We start from the raw sequence: 16,585 nt of genomic DNA on the forward strand, positions 1-16,585 counted from the left end.
GCGGCCTCACGCCCTACGAATACATCTGCAAGATCTCGACTTCCGAGCCTGATCGATTCATCCTGAATCCGATCCACCAGATGCCGGGACTAAACACCTAGGCGCGGCAAGGCCGCCGTCAGCCAACCGGGGCAAGCACGGTCTTGCGCGCCCCGGCAAGCGACCGGACGGCTTGCGCGGCCTTCACCTCGTGCGTTTCGGCATAGGCTTCGTGGTAGCGTTCGACTTTCGACAGGTCGTACAGGTAGTTGACCATCACACCGGCAGATTGGGCCATGCCGTTTTCGGACAGGTCCGCGCCCGCATGCACCGCCTGCACCCGCGCCCCGTTGCCCAGGTGGAAGCGCGCCACCGAATCGACCGGCTGGCCATCGCCGCGCTTTGCGTTCAGCAGGTAATGCGCGGCAAGCGTGGTCATCGCCTTGTCGTCGTCCGCATCCCACGGCAGATCCTGCGCGCCCAGCCAGCGCAGCAGTCCGGGAATCGGAGACAGCGTGACAAAGGTTTTCAGCCCCGGCAGCGCGGCGTGGATGTCGCCCACCACCTGCTTGATCAAAGAGTTGCCGAACGAGATGCCCGCCAGACCCGGCTGGCAATTTGAAATGGAATAGAACACCGCGGTGTCCGCATCTTCGGGGGGCAGCGGGGCGCGGTCCTCGGCCAGCAGCGCCTGGATCGAACCGGGGATGCCGCGTGTCAGCGCCACCTCGACAAAGATCAGCGGCTCATCCGGCATGGCGGGGTGGAAAAACGCGAAACAGCGCCGGTCCTCGGGTTTCAGGCGGCGGCGCAGATCGGACCAGCTGTGGATGGCGTGAACGGCCTCATAGGCGATGATCTTTTCCAGGATATGCGCCGGGCTTTCCCAGCTGATCGGGCGCAGCACCAGAAAGCCGCGATTGAACCAGCTGCGCAGCAGGTGGCGCATATCGACGTCAAGCTGGCCCAGCACCGGGTCCCTGCCGCCCAGCCGCAGCAAGTCGGCGCGCATCCGCACCAGACGTTCGGTGGCGCCCGGAACCGCGTTGAGACGGCGCATCAGTTCCAGCCGTGGCGGTTCGCAGGCGGAGGTGATGCCACGGTAGGTGGCCCCGGTTGGGTCGGATTCGAACGCGTCAAGCGCCGCGCGCAGGGTCCGCGTGTCCAGCGTGTGCGCGGTGGCGAGATGGTGGAAAAAATCCAGCTTGGCGGCATCGTCCATTTCGGCAAACCGCTGAAGAATGCGCCGTGCCAGCCAAAGCTGCGCGGTTTCAGATGTGGCGACCAACAGGTCCGCGACCAGCGCCTGCGTGCTGCGCGGATCGCGCCGCAGGATCGGGCCGATCCGCGCGCGGCGTTCGAAGACGGTGGACAGAAGATCGGCGAGCAGGGACATGTGCAGGCTCCGTGCTGTGATCCCTTCAAGGTCGGCCCGAGGGGGCCGAAAATCAAGCCCTGATGCAGGATCGCTTCACATGGTCGCGCCCATCGGGCCGCCAACCGGTCAGGCCGCAAAGATGCCGCGCGGCGTGTCCGAAAGCGCGCCGGCCAGCGATTTCGGATAGCGGATGAACAGGATCGCGGGATTGGTTACCCCCTGTGTTGCGATGGTTTCGGCCAGTTGGCCCAGCGTGGTGGCGATGTGGCGTTCGGTGGGCGTGCTGGCGCGTTCCACGATGTCGACGGGGCAGGCGGCCGGTGCCCCTGCGGCAAGCAGGTCGGCCTGCACCTCGCCGGCGCGCTGCACCGCCATGTAAAACGCCATCGAGGTTCCCGGATGGGCCAGGCGTGCGCGGTCGGGGGCGGCGTCGCCGGGGCGGGCGGTGCCGGTGGTCAGCACGAAGCTGTCGGTTTCGCCGCGCTCTGTCAGCGGGCGCGCGATCGACGCGGCGGCGGCAGAGGCGGCGGTCACGCCGGGCACGATCTCGATCTCGATGCCAGCGGCGCGGGCGGCGGTGATCTCTTCGCAGGCGCGCCCGAACACCGACGGGTCGCCGGATTTCAGCCGAACCACGCGTAGCCCCAGTTTGGCTTTGGCGACGATCAGCCGGTCGATGCGCCCCTGCGGCCAGGCGCAGCGGCCCACCTCCTTGCCCACATAGATCCGTTCGGCGCCGTCGCGCGCCAGTTCGACGATGTCGGGATCGACCAGCCGGTCGAACAGCACGAGGTCCGCGCTTTGGATGCGGTTCAGCGCGCGCAGGGTCAGCAGATCCCTGGCACCGGGCCCGGCCCCGACAAGGGCGATATGTCCAGTCTTTCGCGTCATCATCACGGGTCTCCGCAGAGGGGGCCAAACACAAAAAAAGCTGCCGACGCGTCGCAATGAGGGATGCAACGTATCGAGCAGCTTTGCTCAGGTTTCCCGATGTCGGGAGTGCCCCGGCGCCATTGCCGGGACGATGATTTTGTTCAGAGCAGAAAGTGGCGCGTCATTTCAAGGAATTCTTGCGCGATGCCGGTATGCGCCGCGCAGAGATGCCGGTTTTTCGCCCCAATGCCCGATTTCGGGGCGAAATGCAAAGGGACGGCCCCCTTGCATTTCGCAGCCCCGCCGCCGTCAGCCAAGCGCCGTGTCGCAGCGCCCGCAGGTGCCGGGATGCGCGTGCGTGCCCACATCGGGCAGGATCTTCCAGCACCGCTGGCATTTCTGGCCCATCGCCTTTTCGAACACCACGCCGACGCCGGGCACCTCCGTCATGCGGAACGCCTCGGACGGGGCGGGATCGGCGGTCAGCTTGATGTCGGATGTGATGCACAGATCCTCGAAGGCGACCGATTTCAGCGCCTCCAGCATGGCGGCGTCTTCGACATGCACCACGGGCGCCGCTTCAAGCGAGGCACCGATGACCTTGTCGGTGCGCTGGATTTCCAGCGCCGCCGTCACTGCGCGGCGCGCGGCGCGGACTTTGGTCCATTTTGCCGCGAGCGGCGCATCCAGCCAGTCCGCCGGTGTTTCGGGAAAGTCCTGCAGATGCACCGAGCTGTCGTCACCCGGGAACCGGTCCAGCCAGACGTCTTCCATGGTGAACGGCAGCACGGGCGCAAGCCAAGTGGTCAGCCGGTGGAACAGCAGATCCATCACCGTGCGGGCGGCGCGGCGGCGTTCGGTGTCGCCATCGCAATACAGCGCGTCCTTGCGGATGTCGAAATAGAACGCCGACAGGTCGATGGTGCAGAAGTTGAAGATCGCCTGAAACACCCTTTGAAAATCGAACGCGCGGTAGCCTTCGCGCACCAGCGTATCCAGTTCGGCCAGGCGGTGCAGCACCCAGGATTCCAGTTCGGGCATGTCTTTCGCCTCGACCCGGTCGGTTTCGCTGAAATGCCCCAGCGCGCCCAGCATGAAGCGCATGGTGTTGCGCAGGCGGCGGTAGCCGTCAGCGGTGCCCTTGAGGATTTCCGGCCCGATGCGCTGGTCGGCGGTGTAATCCGCCTGCGCCACCCAAAGCCGCAGGATGTCGGCGCCGTATTGCTTGATGACATCCTCGGGGGCGACGGTGTTGCCAAGCGACTTGGACATCTTGTTGCCCTTCTCGTCCAGCGTGAACCCGTGCGTCACCACGTTGCGATAGGGCGCGCGACCCATGGTGCCGCAGCCCTGCAACATGGACGAATGGAACCATCCGCGATGCTGGTCGGTGCCTTCCATGTAGACATCCGCGATGCCGTCCGCCGTGCCATCGGGGCGGTCGCGCAGCACAAACGAATGGGTTGAGCCGGAATCGAACCACACGTCGAGCACGTCGAACACCTGTTCGTAATCGTCGGGGTTGGCGGCGTCGCCGATGAACCGTTCCCTGGCGCCGTCCTGATACCAGGCGTCCGCGCCTTCGGCTTCGAACGCCTCGACGATGCGGGCATTGACCGATGCATCGCGCAGCAGGAAATCGGGGTCGGTGGGCAGGGCGCCCTTTTTCACGAAACAGGTCAGCGGTACACCCCAGGCGCGCTGGCGCGACAGCACCCAGTCGGGCCGCGTTTCGATCATCGAGAACAGCCGGTTGCGCCCCGTCTGCGGGGTGAACTTGACCAGCTGGTCGATGCTGTACAGCGCGCGCTGCCGGATCGTGGTACCGTAATCGTCCTGCCCGTCGCCCACCGGGCGGTCGATGCTGGCGAACCATTGCGGCGTGTTGCGGAAGATCACCGGCGCCTTGGAGCGCCAGGAATGCGGGTAGGAATGTTTCACCCGTCCGCGCGCGATGATGCCGCCCGCCTCGACCAGCTTGGCGATGACGGCAGGGTTGGCCTTGCCCTCCTTGCCCTTGCGGTCGAACACCTGAAGCCCGGCAAAGAACGGCACATGCGGCAGGAATTCGGACTCCTCGCCCACGTTGTGGGTCATCCGGTCGATCCAGCCCCGCTTGACGAAGCATTCATAGTCATCCGCGCCGTGGCTGGGCGCGGTATGCACAAAGCCGGTGCCCGCATCGTCAGTGACGTGGTCGCCATCGATCATGGGGACGGCATAATCCCAGAAGCCATCCGCGCCTTCGAGGCCGGCGAAGGGGTGTTTCAAACCAAGTCTGCCGAGCTCTTCCGCCGCCACGTCACGAACACGTTTGTACATGGAAGGTTCGAGGCGGGCCTTGCTCAGTGCATCTTCCGCCAGAGCGTCCGCGAAGAGGAAGCGTTCGCCGACTTTCACCCAGCATTCTTCAGGCGTTCCGGTAATCTCATAAAGCCCGTAAGCGATCTTCGGGTTGTAAGCGACCGCCTTGTTGGAAGGGATTGTCCACGGTGTCGTCGTCCAGATGACGACTTTCGCATGGATCAGGTCGCCGAAATCCTCCGGGGCGTCGTCCGGCGACTGCATGCCTTGCGGGGCATCTTCCGAAAATACCATGAACGGAACCCAGATCGTGTGGCTCTGGTGGTCGTGGTATTCGATCTCGGCCTCGGCCAGCGCGGTCTTTTCGACCGGCGACCACATCACGGGTTTCGATCCCTGATACAGCGTGCCGGTCATCAGGAATTTCATGAATTCCTCGGCGATGACGCGCTCGGCGTGGAAATCCATCGTGAGGTACGGATCGGCCCAGTTGCCGGTGATGCCGAGGCGCTTGAATTCATCGCGCTGGATGTCGATCCAGCCTTCGGCAAAACGGCGGCATTCCTGACGGAAATCGACCACCGGCACATCGTCCTTGTTCTTGCCCTTCTTGCGGTACTGCTCTTCGATCTTCCATTCGATGGGCAGGCCGTGGCAATCCCAGCCCGGAACATAGCGCGCCTCGTGCCCCATCATCTGGTGGGAGCGCACGATCATGTCCTTGATCGTCTTGTTCAGCGCGTGGCCGATGTGCAAATGGCCGTTCGCATAGGGCGGGCCGTCGTGCAGGGTGAACGGCGTGCGCCCCTCGGCGCGGTCACGCAGGCGGTCGTAGATGCCGATCCGTTCCCAACGGGCAAGCCATTCCGGTTCGCGCCTGGGCAGGCCAGCGCGCATCGGAAAATCGGTTTTCGGAAGGTTCAGCGTGTCCTTGTAATCGGGCACGAGGGTGGTGTCGGTGGTGTCGGCGCACATGATCTGCGGTCCCAGGTCTGGAATTTCGGCGATGGGGGGTGTCTGCGGCGCGCGGAGAGCATACGCCTTGTCCCGGCGGCTCGTGAGATCAGAGCGCCGGGCAGGTAATTCGAAAGAGGATTCCGAAACGGCCCATCATGGCGGCGTTATAGGCACCCGCTCCGTCATGGTCCAGTGCCCGTGCCATCGGCGGGAAACCGGGGCGCTTGGGCGAATATGCGCAAGACCTTGCCGGTTCCCACGATGCCGCGGCGCGGCGCGGCGGCGTGGCGCCGAGGCCGGGGCGGGGTTCCGGCGGGGCTGTGCCGGAAATCCGCGCTCACGCGGTTGCGAGGCAACGCGGATGGGGTGGCGGGGTTATCCCGTCACCAGGTCCGGGGTCGCCCCGGACTGAACGGACCGATGCCAGGATGAGGAGATCCGATATGGCCTATGACGATGAGAAGAAGCACGCATCCGACGCCTATCGCGCCCAGGTCGACGCCGACCCAAGCACCCGCCCCCGGGGGGCGCCCAAAGGGCGGCGCGGCGCCGTGGGCTGGGTTGTCGCGCTGGTGATCGTGGCGGCGCTGGTGATCGGCGTCAGCCTGTTCGGGAACGACGACGCCCCGGACACCGGGCAGCCGGCGGCGATGGCGCCCGCCGAAGACGGTGTGGCCCCGACGGCCGACCTGCCCGCCGGGACCGGTCAGGATCCTGTCGTGCCGGGGTCGGGCGATTGACGCGGGGCGGGCCCGCTCCGGCAGGGGCGGGGCTGTCACTGTCGGGTTCAGGACGCGCGCGGCGCACCGCCGAGGGCGCCTTGTTACAGATATGTCACAAAATGTGGCGCAAACAGCGCCCGACTGGCAGGTTGCCGCGCATCCGGCGCATTGCGGTGATTTCCCCCAAGACAAGCCATCCGAAAAGACGCACAGAAGGGCGGTCTTAAACGGTTCTCTCCGGTCACAATCATACATCGAGCTGCCAGATGTCTTCGAACACACAAGATATGCCCCGTCGCGCCGCACCCTGCCAGGCCCGCGCTTCGATGCCCCCGACGGGGCCGTTTGCCGCGGATCCGCCGCCCGTCGCCGATCTTCGCGGATTGGATCGTGCCGCGGGGCTGGTGTTTGCCGTGCTGCTGGCGCTTGCCGCGCTGGTGGTGCTGGATTCGGCCCAGAACGGCGATGATTTCGAGACTGCGCCGCACACCGCCGAGGTCGTCGCGGCGCGGTGACGGGCGGCGTGTCGGGCCAGCATTCCGGTCCGCAATCAGTCACGAAAATCCAGCCGGCAAAAAGCCGCGAGCCCGTCCGGGGCCGCGGCTTTTTCGGGCGCGGCGCTCAGGCGCGTAGCGTCTCGGTCGAGGAAAAGAACATCGCCTGACTGACCGCCGAGCGCACCTGTTCTTCGGAATAGGGCTTGGAGATCAGGAAGGCCGGTTCGGGCCGTTCGCCCGTCAGCAGCCGTTCGGGGAAGGCGGTGATAAAGATCACCGGCCGGTCGCCAAGCGATTCGAGGATGTCGTTCACCGCGTCGATGCCCGACGAATTGTCGGCCAGCTGAATGTCGGCCAGCACAAGGTCCGGCGTTTCGGACGCGGCCAGATCCACGGCGGCAGAGCGGGTGCGCGCCACGCCGGTGACCTTGTGGCCCAGATCGGACACGATGCTTTCCAGATCCATGGCGATGATCGCCTCGTCCTCGATGATAAGGACGCGGCCCGTGACCGCGTCGGCCATCTCCTGACGTGCCAGGATGACCAGCTGTTCGGCTTCGGCGCGCTCGATCTGCATGATCTCGGCGACCTCGGCCAGGCTGAAGTCCTCGATGGAATGCAGCAGCAGCGCCTCGCGGCTGTTGGTGGTCAGCCGCGACAGCCGCGCCTGCGCCTTGGCGACGGCGCTTTCGCTTTCGTCCACCACCGGGGCGCCGGTACTGACCCAGATTCCGTGAAAGACCTTGAACAGGCCGGCCTTGGGCGATGACGCCTCGGCGGCGGTGCTGCGGTCGGCAAGGATCGCCTCCAGCGTCGCTGCGGCGTAGTTGTCGCCGGTGCTTTGACTGCCGGTCAGTGCCCGCGCGTAACGGCGAAGATATGGAAGTGCTGTCCCTATGGCCTGACTCAGGTCACCCGTTGTCATGTGTGCTGTCCTTTTTTCGCTTTTTTCGGGAACCAAACGCCCGCTGCTGGCATTTGTTCCCGCATGCAGTCAAAATAGTGCCATGTCGCGGCGGAAAAAAAAGAGCAAGGAACCAAATGGGTCATACACGGAGCAAAGACAAGGATTCAGAGGTCATCGATGAGAACCTGAAGCGCGTCTATCAGGATATGCTGGATGAAAAGGTCCCCGACCGGTTTCTCGATCTGATCGCGCAACTGAAATCGCAGGACGATACGTCCACCGAAGGCAGCGCCACATGAGCTCAGATCCCCGTGACGAGATCGTCCAGCACCTGCCCGCCCTCCGGGCGTTTTCCCTGTCGCTGACGCGCAACGGCGCCGTCGCCGATGACATGGTGCAGGACACGCTGGTCAAGGCGTGGTCCAAGATTGCCAGCTTTGAACCTGGTACCAACATGCGCGCTTGGCTGTTCACCATCCTGCGCAACACATATTATTCCAACCGCCGCAAGGCCGGGCGCGAAGTCTCTGATGCCGAAGGTGTGTTCACCGAAAGCCTGTCGGAGAAACCGGCCCATGACGGGCGGTTGCAGCTGGCCGATTTTCGGCGTGCCTTCGTCAAGCTGACAGACGAACAGCGCGAGGCGCTGATCCTTGTGGGCGCGCAGGGGTTTTCCTACGAGGACGCCGCCGAAACCTGCGGCGTTGCGGTCGGCACCATCAAGAGCCGCGTCAATCGCGCCCGGGCCCGGCTGACAGAACTGCTTCAGCTTGACGATGACGACAAGCTGGAAATGACCGATCAGGCGACGATGGCGGTGGTGACGGGGACCAGCCCGTCTGCAAGGTGACGGCGCGCCGACGGTACAGGTGACAGCGGCCCTCAAGTATGTAGTGTGCGGCCTGACCCCGGCGCGACGGCGGCGGATCCGCGATTCGCCCCCATGCCCACCGGGCAAGACCGAAGGATGAGGCAAGCGCCCGCAGTGACCGGGACGCGCCAGAAAAGACGGGCAAGGTGAAGATGACCGATACAGTGCCGCGCATGCGCCCGCTTGGGCTTGCCGCGCGCATGATCCTGTTCCTGACCCTGGCACTTGTGCCGATCGGAGTCGTCGCTTGGTTCCAGACCACGAAGTTGCAGGAAGAGACCCGGCTGCGCACCCAGCTGTCGCTGGTGGCGCTGACCGAGGCGGCGGCGCTGGCCGAACGCGAAACGGTGCTGCGCGCTCAGGGTGGGGCGCAGGCGCTTGGGGCCACGCTGGCGCTGGACCTGTTCGGCGCGGACGACGCGCAGACCTGTTCGGCGCGGCTGGCCTCCTATCTGGAAGGTTCGCCCGGATATTCCTTTGCCGGGCTGCTGACCGCCGACGGGCGCATCCCCTGCACCTCGACCGGGACCGCGCTCGACATCGCGGATTTTCCCCGCTTGCGGGAACTGATCGCCGATCCGGGCCCCGCCGCCTGGCTGAACCGCAGCGCGCCCGTCAGCCGCCGGTCCGTCATCATCGTCGCCGAACCGTTTTTCATCGACGGCACGCTGGCGGGTCATGTGGTTCTGTCGCTGCCTTCGGCGCTGCTGCCCGCGGATTCCAACGATACCGTGGCGACCCCCTATCTCGATATTGTCACGATCAACGCGAAAGGCCAGATCCTGTCGTCGCGCCGGGGGGTGGACAAGGCGGCGGACATCCTTCCGGCCGAACTGGATCTCGCCAGCCTGATCGGCGCGCGTGCGCAAAGCTTTGCGGCGCGCAGCAAGGACGGCGCGACCCGCGTCTACGCTGCCGCGCCCCTGGTGCCGGGCATGATCACCGCAATCGGCATCTGGAGCGAGGACAACGACCAGGCGCAGGCGATCACCGTCAGCGGTATCGCCCGCGCGCTGCCCTTGCTGATGTGGGCGGCGTCAGTGATTGTGGCGTTCCTCGCGGTGAACCGGCTGGTGATCCGCCACATCAAGCTTTTATCGCGCCGGATGCGCGTCTTTGCCCGCACACGGCGCGTGCCCGAAACCCGCCGGCATCGGGAAATGCCGGCCGAACTGGCCGACATGGAAGACGATTTCCTGGACATGGCCGATGGCATTCTGCGCGACGAGGCGGCCCAGGAAAACGCCTTGCGGGAAAAGACCATCCTGCTGAAAGAGGTTCACCATCGGGTCAAGAACAATCTTCAGTTGATTTCGTCGATCATGAACATGCAGATCCGCGGGTCTCGGGAACCGGAAACCCGTCTTGTGCTGCAACGTCTTCAGGACCGTATCCGCAGCCTCGCCACCATCCATCGCAACCTTTACCAGACCGAGGACCTCGGTCATGTGAATGCCGGCATATTGCTGGAAGAGCTGGTGCAGCAGATGACCCAGATGGCGCAGATCGCGGGCGAGCCGGTCACCGTGAAAACCGAGCTTCAGAACATCGAAGCCGTGCCCGATCAGGCGGTGCCATTGTCGCTGCTGACCGCCGAGGCGCTGACCAATGCGCTGAAATACGGCGCGCCCTCGGGAACCGAGGGCGGCGCCTCGGTCTCGGTGCGCTTCATCGGGGATGGCGCCCGCAAGGCGACGCTGGAAATCGCCAACACGGCCCTGCCAGAGGGTTCGCCAAGAGACGAAAAGCCGGCGGTGGAACCCCATGGGCTGGGCACCCGCCTGATCCAGGCATTCACCACGCAGCTTGGCGGAACACTGGAGCATGGGCATGAACAGGATCGCTTTGTCGTGCGCGTGACCTTTCAGCTCAAGACCTTTGAGTACGATGAAACCACACCGACGCAAGTGCCCAATGTCCCGGATTTCTGAGCCTCCTGCGGTGCAGCCGCTGCCGCGTCCGACAACCGCCAAGGGCGCCCCCCGCAAGGTGGGGATAGAAATCGAATTTTCCGGCCTGACCGAAGAGCGCGCGGCGCAGATCCTGTGCGACACGCTGGGGGGCGCCCCCGAACAAGAGGCCAAAGGCCGCTGGTTGGCCAAGGATACCCGGCTGGGCGGTTTCGAAGTATATCTGGACAGCCGCCCGCTGAACAAGCTGGACGACAACGCGCTGACCCGCCACCTGCGCGACGTGGCGCGCGTGGTCGTGCCGGTCGAGATTGTCAGCGATCCGATCGCGGTGGAACAGATCGTGGATCTGGACGAGGCGCTGGTGGCGCTGGCGCGGGCGGGGGCCACCGGCACCACCGGCGGCGTGCTGCTGGGCTTTGGCGTGCATTTCAACCCCGAGGCTGTCTCGCTTGACTTCAGCGACATCATGCCCGTCCTGACCGCCTATGCGCTGATCGAGGATCACATCCGCCGCGTCGCGGACATTGACATGTCGCGCCGTCTGCTGCCCTGGGTCGATCCCTATCCCCGCGCCCTGATCGACCGGCTGGCGTCGCGCCAGCCGCCGACCGACATGACGGCGCTGATCGACGCCTATCTGGGGATTTCTCCGTCGCGCAACCACGGGCTGGATATGTTGTGCCTGTTTGCGCTGATCGACAAGGACCGCGTGGCGCGCGCGATGGACATGGAACAGATCGGCATCCGACCGACCTTTCACTGGCGGCTGCCGGATTGCCGGATCGACGAACCGGACTGGTCGCTGGCGCGTGAATGGAACCGCTGGGTTCTGGTCGAACGGGTCGCGGGCGATGACAAGCTGCTGCACCGCCTGAGCGCGGCCTGGCGCGACCATCGCGGCTCGCTGACGTCGCTGCGCCCGGAATGGGCAGGCACGGTCGCCAGGATGCTGGGCGAGGCAGGTTTGTGACGGCACGCCCGCTGATCGGTGTGACGGTATCGCGCAAGTCGGGCTGGCGGGTGTTTCCGCTGATGCGCCTTGCGGTATGGCTTGCGGGCGGGCGAGCGCTGCGCTGGCAGACGGGGTATCGCACGGTCGACCTCGACAGCGTCGACGGGGTGGTGATCGGCGGGGGCGACGACATCGCGCCCACGCTATATGGTGGAGAGCTGCGTGTCGGCGTTCGCCTTGATCCGGCGCGCGACGCGCTTGAACAAGCGATTCTGCGCGGCGCGTTCGACCGCGGCCTGCCGGTCCTTGGAATCTGCCGCGGCTCGCAGATGCTGAACGTGGTGCTGGGCGGCACGCTGCATCAGGATGCCTATGGTGTCTACGAAGACAGCCGCTATGTCCGCACGGTGTTGCCGCGCAAGCGCGTTCAGATCGACGATGAGACGCTGCTGGCCCGGTCGGCCAAGGCGTCGTGCCTTTATGTCAACGCGCTGCATTCCCAGGCGGTGGATGTGCTTGGCGACGGGCTGCGGGTCGCGGCGCGCGACGAAGGCGGCATGGTGCAGGCCATCGAGCGCATGACCGACCCGTTCGCGCTGGGGGTTCAATGGCACCCTGAACACCTTGTGTATCGCCGTGCGCACCGGCGTCTGTTCCGATCGCTCGTGGCGGCGGCGCGGGCCGGGCGGACGGCGGCGGGCAGCGATGCCCAGCTGGACGCGGCCCGCGAAGAGGCGCGCCAGGACGATGCGCGGGGGTGGGGGTAAGGGGCAGCACGGCCCGCCGCGCTCTGGTCGGGGGGCTTGCAAGCCCGTAGCGGCCCTCAGGACACACCCCGTTCATGTCCTCACGAAGCGATCCGGGTAGGTGGCGCGCAGGTTCAGCCATCGGTCGCGCTGCTGATCGGCTCCGACCTGTTCGGTGATGATGTTCCACCTTGCGGCGATGTTGCGCAGCGCCGTTTCCGGATCGGACTGGCGGGCAAGGGCGCGCAAAAGCCACATGGTCAGGCTTTCGAAATCCTCGTTGCGCCGGGCGATATACAGATCGGGGATCGGATCGGCCATGGCCTTGCGATGTTCGGCCAGAAACGACGGGCCGTAGGCGTCGATGATTCGGGGGGCCGCGTAGTGTTCGGGACGGAACGGATCGAAGACCCCTTCAGGCGCGGCGACCGTATCGCTCGACGGTCCGGGTGACACGGCGTGCCTGCAAAACGCATAGGCCAGCTCTGGCGCCGGGCAGTTTCGCGCGATGACATAGCTCCACCCCCAGTTGAAACAGGCAAGCGGCAGGTCTTTGCCGCCCGGAAGCGGCCCATGCGCGACGCGCCCGCGCAGACCCGCGCCACGCCGGTTCAGTGCCTTCTGCGTACCGCCCCAGCCGATATTGGCATAGATGTCGCCGCGATTGTAGCGCGCCCAGTTGTCGAACAGCGCCAGATCAGAGCCGGTCAGGTGGGCGCTGCTGGCAATCATCGCCTCAAGCGCACCGATGCCCGCATCGTTCAGGATCGCCGCCATGCCGTCGTCATCGAAGGGCAATCCGCGCAGCGCGTGAAACCGCGCCCACCATTCCCAGGCTGCATAGGACGCAGTGCGAAACAGGCATCCGCCGAACCGGCCCTCGTTCGGGCGATGAAAGAAGGCCATCTGCCGGTCCGGTGTTTCCCATGTCAGGGGGATATCCCGCGGGGTGCCGGTCTGGTCGGCGTAGCGCGCCCACTCTGTCGCATCCTCAAGCCGGTCGCGATGATAGAACATCAGATAGACGTCGTCGTCGGTTTGAAAGCCCCTGCGCCGGTTGTCATACCGATCACCCCTTTGCCACAGCGCGGATGCGCCGGACGGCCCGCCAGCCCGTCCATTGGCAGGATCGCGTCGGCCTCACACAGGTCGGGAATGCCGAAGGTGGCGGGCAGGGCGATGTCGATGCCAAGCTCGGGCAGGATCGCTTCGAGCGTGACGGTGGCGTTGATGCCGTCGGTATCGGTCACGACACTCTTGACCTTGCACCCTTAGGTTGATTGAAAGCTTTGCATCACGGGCGCCACGTTGGCTTGCGATCCGTCTGGCACGAGCAGGCGCAGCGGGCGCCCGAGCTTGTCGATCATGGGTGCGAGTGCCGGCGCGCCCGCCGCCGGTGCCACGATCCAGGCCGAAGCCCCCGACAGGAATGTTCTGCGATGCAACGTGAAAAACCCTAAAAGCCGAAAGATGCACTCATCTTTGGAGTGAAAACATTTGCAAGGTTTTAATGACTACGGTGGAAAATCCGCGGATGACCTTGCGCTGGGATGGGCATGAAAAACCTGCAGTTGAAACGAACGGGATCGCTTTTGCGGCGATTGAGAGTCCTGATGGCGCTGTGCCTGGCCATCAGCGTTCTTGGACTGGGTGTCAAAAGCTACTTTCTAAGCCTGACCGAACAGCGCGCGCGGGATCTGCTGGAACGCTCGACGCCGGTCATCGAGGCCGCAAGATCGGTGCCCGAACTGGTGCAGGATTTCCGCCGCACCTCGTCGCTGATAGAAAAGGCCGATAGCGAAACGGATCTGATCGCATTGCAGGCGCATGTCGATGTCCTGAAGAAGTCCGCGAAGGCGCGGTTCGACCTAGAGGTCGACGACCTGCTTGCCGCGCTTGGCAGGATTTTGGCGCTTCAGACCCGGATCGTACGGGAACGCGATGAAATCGGACAACGGATTGCGCGGGAAACCATGCGGCTGGACAGCCTTGTCTGGGCGCTTGAAACCGAACAGGCGCAGTTGGCGCTGGAATTGTCGCAAATCACCGGCCAACGGGATGCGATGCCACGGATGCAGGCCACGCTCGCGACGTTGGCGGGCGTGGCGCGGATGACTTCGGGGATCGGCGCGTTGCGCGCGACGACGCATGACATGGGCATGCGCCTGGCCGGCGAGAGCTTTCATCTCAAACCGATTTTCCTGCGCGAAACCGACGTCATCGCAACGCATCTGGGGCGCATGCCGGCGTCCGAGACGCGCCGGGTGCTTGCGGCCGAATTTCTGGCCCACAAGCGGGCGATGGTGGGGGCAGAGGGGGTATTCAACCTATTCCACGCGCTGGAGGCGCTTAACGCGGAAAAGCTCGGGGCGAGCGAAAGGGCGAATGCGCTGCTGCAAAAGCTCGTGGTCGAAACCGAAGGGCTGACCGGCGCGGCCGTGGCGGATTTCCGCGCGCTGGCGGCCCGGAACCGTGTCACCACACGGTCCACGCGCCAGATCGACCTGCTGGTCACCAGCCTGGCCTGGGTCGGTGGGGTCGCCATCTTCTGGATGCTCATCGAACGCAATCTTTTTGCCCGTATCGAACAGCTGGTCGGCAGCGCGCGCATTCTTGCGGACGGGGCATTCGAACACCCGGTCAGAAAGTTGGCCTCTGATGAAGTCGGTGAACTGGAACAGGCGGTAGAGCGGTTCCGCATCACCTCGCTGGCGCTGTCGTCGACCCATGCCAAGCTGACGTCACTGCTGGAAAACGCGCCCAGCGGGATCATCACCGCCGATCAGCACGGCTTTATCGAAAGCGCGAATGTCGTGATGGAACAGATGTTCCGTCTGGATACCAACGATCTGATCGGACTGCATCTCAACACGCTGCTTCCGTCGATCATCGAAGGCGGTGATGTCCTGGTCGCGCCCGCTTTGGCCGACGCCGACGACGCTGGCCCGCGCCCCCCCGGGCATTTCGACGTTAAGGGGCATCGCAAGACCGGCGAGAGCTTTGAAATGGAAGTGTCGCTGAGCCAGATCGATGCGGACGGCGGCACCTCTCTGGTCGGGATCTTCCGCGACGTATCCGAACGCAAGGCGGCGGAGGCGGAGCTTCAAACCGCCTATGCCGCCTTGGAAAAGCAACGTGAGGAACTGGAACGTTCGAACCATGATCTTGATAACTTCGCCCACGGCGCCTCGCACGACCTCAAGGCACCGTTGCGCGCGATCAGGAACATATCCGGCTGGATCGAAGACGATTTCGAGGGCACGATCGACGCGGAAACCGCGAATAATTTCAAGATGATGCGCTCGCGTATCCAGCGCATGGAACGCCTGCTTGACGATCTGCTCGACTATTCCCGCATCGGGCGCGTCGAGGGCACGTCCGATGTCGTGTCGGGGGCCGCGCTGGTGCATGAGGTGGTCGGGCTGTGCGACGTTCCCGAGGGCTTTGAAATCGAGACTTCGGATAAGATGAAGGAACTGGACGTTGAGATGATGCCGTTGAAGAATATCCTTCTCAACCTGGTTTCCAATGCGATAAAACACCATGATCGCGGCGCCGGGAGGATCCGGATTTCGACGGAATACGACGACGGTCAGCAGGTGTTCGAGGTGGCCGACGACGGCCCCGGCATTCGCCCCGAATTTCACCAACGCGTGCTGCGGATGTTCGAAACGCTCCAGCCGCGCGATCGGGTCGAAGGCAGCGGCATGGGGTTGGCGATGGTCAAGCGACAGGTCGAACTGCGCGGCGGCCGTATCGAGATCAGATCCGGCGAAGGGCGCGGCACCGCCTTCCGCTTTACGCTGCCGTCGGTAACGACGCCGGAACCTCAACGGATCGAGGTGTTTGGCTGAACCTGTCCCGCGGATCTGAGCTACGGCCCATTTTCTGGACAGTTTCCGGCGTAAATCAAGCTACTCTTTTCATCGGCTGATCGGGGGTTTGTTGTTTCAATTTTGTGCCGGTAGATCACGGCGGGTGGTTTGCCGCCAAGTGAGGAATGCGGGCGCTTGTGATTGTAGAACTCGATCCATTTCCTGAGCCTCGGGACCTGCCAGGGGGTTTTTCCGCCCGTTGATCAGAGCCCGTCCTAACTTGAGGACGGCCAATGAAGCGAACAAGATTTACGGACGAACAGATCATCGGCATCTTGGCTGGGCACGAGGCTGGCGCGAAGTGTGCCGCTAGCACGGCATGTCGGAAGGCACGTTCTATAACTGGAGAGCCAAATTTGGTGGCATGACGGTTTCGGAAGCCAAGCGGCTGAAAGCGCTGGAGGACGAGAACGCAAAGCTCTGGAAGCTGCTGGCCGAGCAGATGCTGGATCTGGCGGCGATAAAGGAACTGGTTTCAACAAAGGGGTGACGCCTGCGGTGAAGCGCGAGGCAGTTGCGCAGCTGAAGGCCCTGGTCGGAGTGTCGGAGTGTCGGAGTGTCGGGCGTGCCGGATTTCGGGGGCTGATCGCAAGATGGTCCGCCCCTCGGCG

At 64.5% G+C, this 16,585-nt stretch carries 15 protein-coding genes and 3 pseudogenes; 10 read left to right on the top strand and 8 right to left on the bottom strand.

The genetic code is table 11. The features are described 5' to 3' along the window. A pseudogene (locus ATI53_RS21010) lies at positions 1–101 on the top strand (IS481 family transposase); the annotation flags it as partial. 17 nt (positions 102–118) lie between these two features. Here ATI53_RS21010 and ATI53_RS21015 read toward each other — a convergent pair. From ATI53_RS21015 to ileS, 3 genes are all read right to left on the bottom strand, one after another. After that, positions 119–1,375, bottom strand: coding sequence for a malonyl-CoA decarboxylase (locus tag ATI53_RS21015; RefSeq protein ID WP_009503433.1), 1,257 nt, complete (start codon positions 1,373–1,375; stop codon positions 119–121). Positions 1,376–1,483: 108 nt separating this feature from the next. Continuing rightward, positions 1,484–2,251, bottom strand: a complete 768-nt coding sequence (cobA, locus tag ATI53_RS21020; protein WP_009503434.1) for a uroporphyrinogen-III C-methyltransferase — start codon at positions 2,249–2,251, stop codon at positions 1,484–1,486. Positions 2,252–2,539: 288 nt separating this feature from the next. After that, the gene (gene ileS, locus ATI53_RS21025) at positions 2,540–5,509 is read right to left on the bottom strand and encodes an isoleucine--tRNA ligase (RefSeq protein WP_111551296.1); all 2,970 of its coding nucleotides are present in this window, start codon (positions 5,507–5,509) and stop codon (positions 2,540–2,542) included. Positions 5,510–5,934: 425 nt separating this feature from the next. On the opposite strand from ileS, the gene ATI53_RS21030 reads away from it, so the two are divergent. Then, on the top strand, positions 5,935–6,231 hold the full coding sequence (locus ATI53_RS21030; protein ID WP_111551297.1) for a hypothetical protein: 297 nt from the start codon (positions 5,935–5,937) through the stop codon (positions 6,229–6,231). A gap of 308 nt (positions 6,232–6,539) precedes the next feature. After that, the gene (locus ATI53_RS21035) at positions 6,540–6,728 is read left to right on the top strand and encodes a hypothetical protein (RefSeq protein WP_146609986.1); all 189 of its coding nucleotides are present in this window, start codon (positions 6,540–6,542) and stop codon (positions 6,726–6,728) included. A gap of 106 nt (positions 6,729–6,834) precedes the next feature. On the opposite strand, the gene ATI53_RS21040 is transcribed toward ATI53_RS21035, so the two are convergent. Beyond that, positions 6,835–7,635: a response regulator gene (locus ATI53_RS21040; RefSeq protein ID WP_009503439.1), complete on the bottom strand. Its 801-nt coding sequence runs from the start codon at positions 7,633–7,635 to the stop codon at positions 6,835–6,837. Positions 7,636–7,751: 116 nt separating this feature from the next. Here ATI53_RS21040 and ATI53_RS23485 point away from each other — a divergent pair, with 116 nt between their 5' ends. The 5 genes from ATI53_RS23485 (at position 7,752) to ATI53_RS21060 (ending at position 12,120) form a co-directional block, all read left to right on the top strand. Then, on the top strand, positions 7,752–7,916 hold the full coding sequence (locus ATI53_RS23485; RefSeq protein ID WP_009503440.1) for a NepR family anti-sigma factor: 165 nt from the start codon (positions 7,752–7,754) through the stop codon (positions 7,914–7,916). Beyond that, positions 7,913–8,467: an RNA polymerase sigma factor gene (locus tag ATI53_RS21045; protein WP_009503441.1), complete on the top strand. Its 555-nt coding sequence runs from the start codon at positions 7,913–7,915 to the stop codon at positions 8,465–8,467. The genes ATI53_RS23485 and ATI53_RS21045 overlap by 4 nt, the downstream gene beginning before the upstream one ends. A gap of 173 nt (positions 8,468–8,640) precedes the next feature. Beyond that, complete coding sequence (locus ATI53_RS21050; protein WP_111551302.1) at positions 8,641–10,419, top strand: sensor histidine kinase; 1,779 nt, start codon at positions 8,641–8,643, stop codon at positions 10,417–10,419. Then, complete coding sequence (locus tag ATI53_RS21055) at positions 10,403–11,371, top strand: amidoligase family protein (protein WP_034451849.1); 969 nt, start codon at positions 10,403–10,405, stop codon at positions 11,369–11,371. Before ATI53_RS21050 ends, ATI53_RS21055 begins: the two co-directional genes overlap by 17 nt. Then, positions 11,326–12,120: a gamma-glutamyl-gamma-aminobutyrate hydrolase family protein gene (locus ATI53_RS21060; protein WP_111551298.1), complete on the top strand. Its 795-nt coding sequence runs from the start codon at positions 11,326–11,328 to the stop codon at positions 12,118–12,120. The genes ATI53_RS21055 and ATI53_RS21060 overlap by 46 nt, the downstream gene beginning before the upstream one ends. A 72-nt stretch (positions 12,121–12,192) precedes the next feature. Here the strand turns inward: ATI53_RS21060 and ATI53_RS21065 are convergent, their stop codons facing one another. From ATI53_RS21065 to ATI53_RS23725, 3 genes are read right to left on the bottom strand one after another with little or no spacing between them, the layout of a single operon-like run. Beyond that, the gene (locus ATI53_RS21065) at positions 12,193–13,116 is read right to left on the bottom strand and encodes a type 2 periplasmic-binding domain-containing protein (RefSeq protein WP_111551299.1); all 924 of its coding nucleotides are present in this window, start codon (positions 13,114–13,116) and stop codon (positions 12,193–12,195) included. Continuing rightward, positions 13,116–13,349: a hypothetical protein gene (locus tag ATI53_RS23720; RefSeq protein WP_111551300.1), complete on the bottom strand. Its 234-nt coding sequence runs from the start codon at positions 13,347–13,349 to the stop codon at positions 13,116–13,118. Before ATI53_RS23720 ends, ATI53_RS21065 begins: the two co-directional genes overlap by 1 nt. A 21-nt stretch (positions 13,350–13,370) precedes the next feature. After that, positions 13,371–13,544 carry a hypothetical protein gene (locus ATI53_RS23725; protein WP_190324001.1) on the bottom strand — a complete coding sequence of 58 codons (174 nt, stop codon included), beginning with the start codon at positions 13,542–13,544 and terminating at the stop codon, positions 13,371–13,373. Positions 13,545–13,712: 168 nt separating this feature from the next. On the opposite strand from ATI53_RS23725, the gene ATI53_RS21075 reads away from it, so the two are divergent. After that, positions 13,713–15,953, top strand: a complete 2,241-nt coding sequence (locus tag ATI53_RS21075; RefSeq protein ID WP_170134638.1) for an ATP-binding protein — start codon at positions 13,713–13,715, stop codon at positions 15,951–15,953. A 20-nt stretch (positions 15,954–15,973) separates the two neighbouring features. Here ATI53_RS21075 and ATI53_RS24535 read toward each other — a convergent pair. Continuing rightward, a pseudogene (locus tag ATI53_RS24535) lies at positions 15,974–16,135 on the bottom strand (integrase core domain-containing protein); the annotation flags it as partial. Between the two features lie 72 nt (positions 16,136–16,207). Here ATI53_RS24535 and ATI53_RS21085 point away from each other — a divergent pair. Further along, positions 16,208–16,585, top strand: a pseudogene (locus ATI53_RS21085) (transposase); the annotation flags it as partial.

It is taken from the genome of Salipiger aestuarii, from assembly GCF_003259905.1.
GTDB lineage: Bacteria > Pseudomonadota > Alphaproteobacteria > Rhodobacterales > Rhodobacteraceae > Salipiger > Salipiger aestuarii.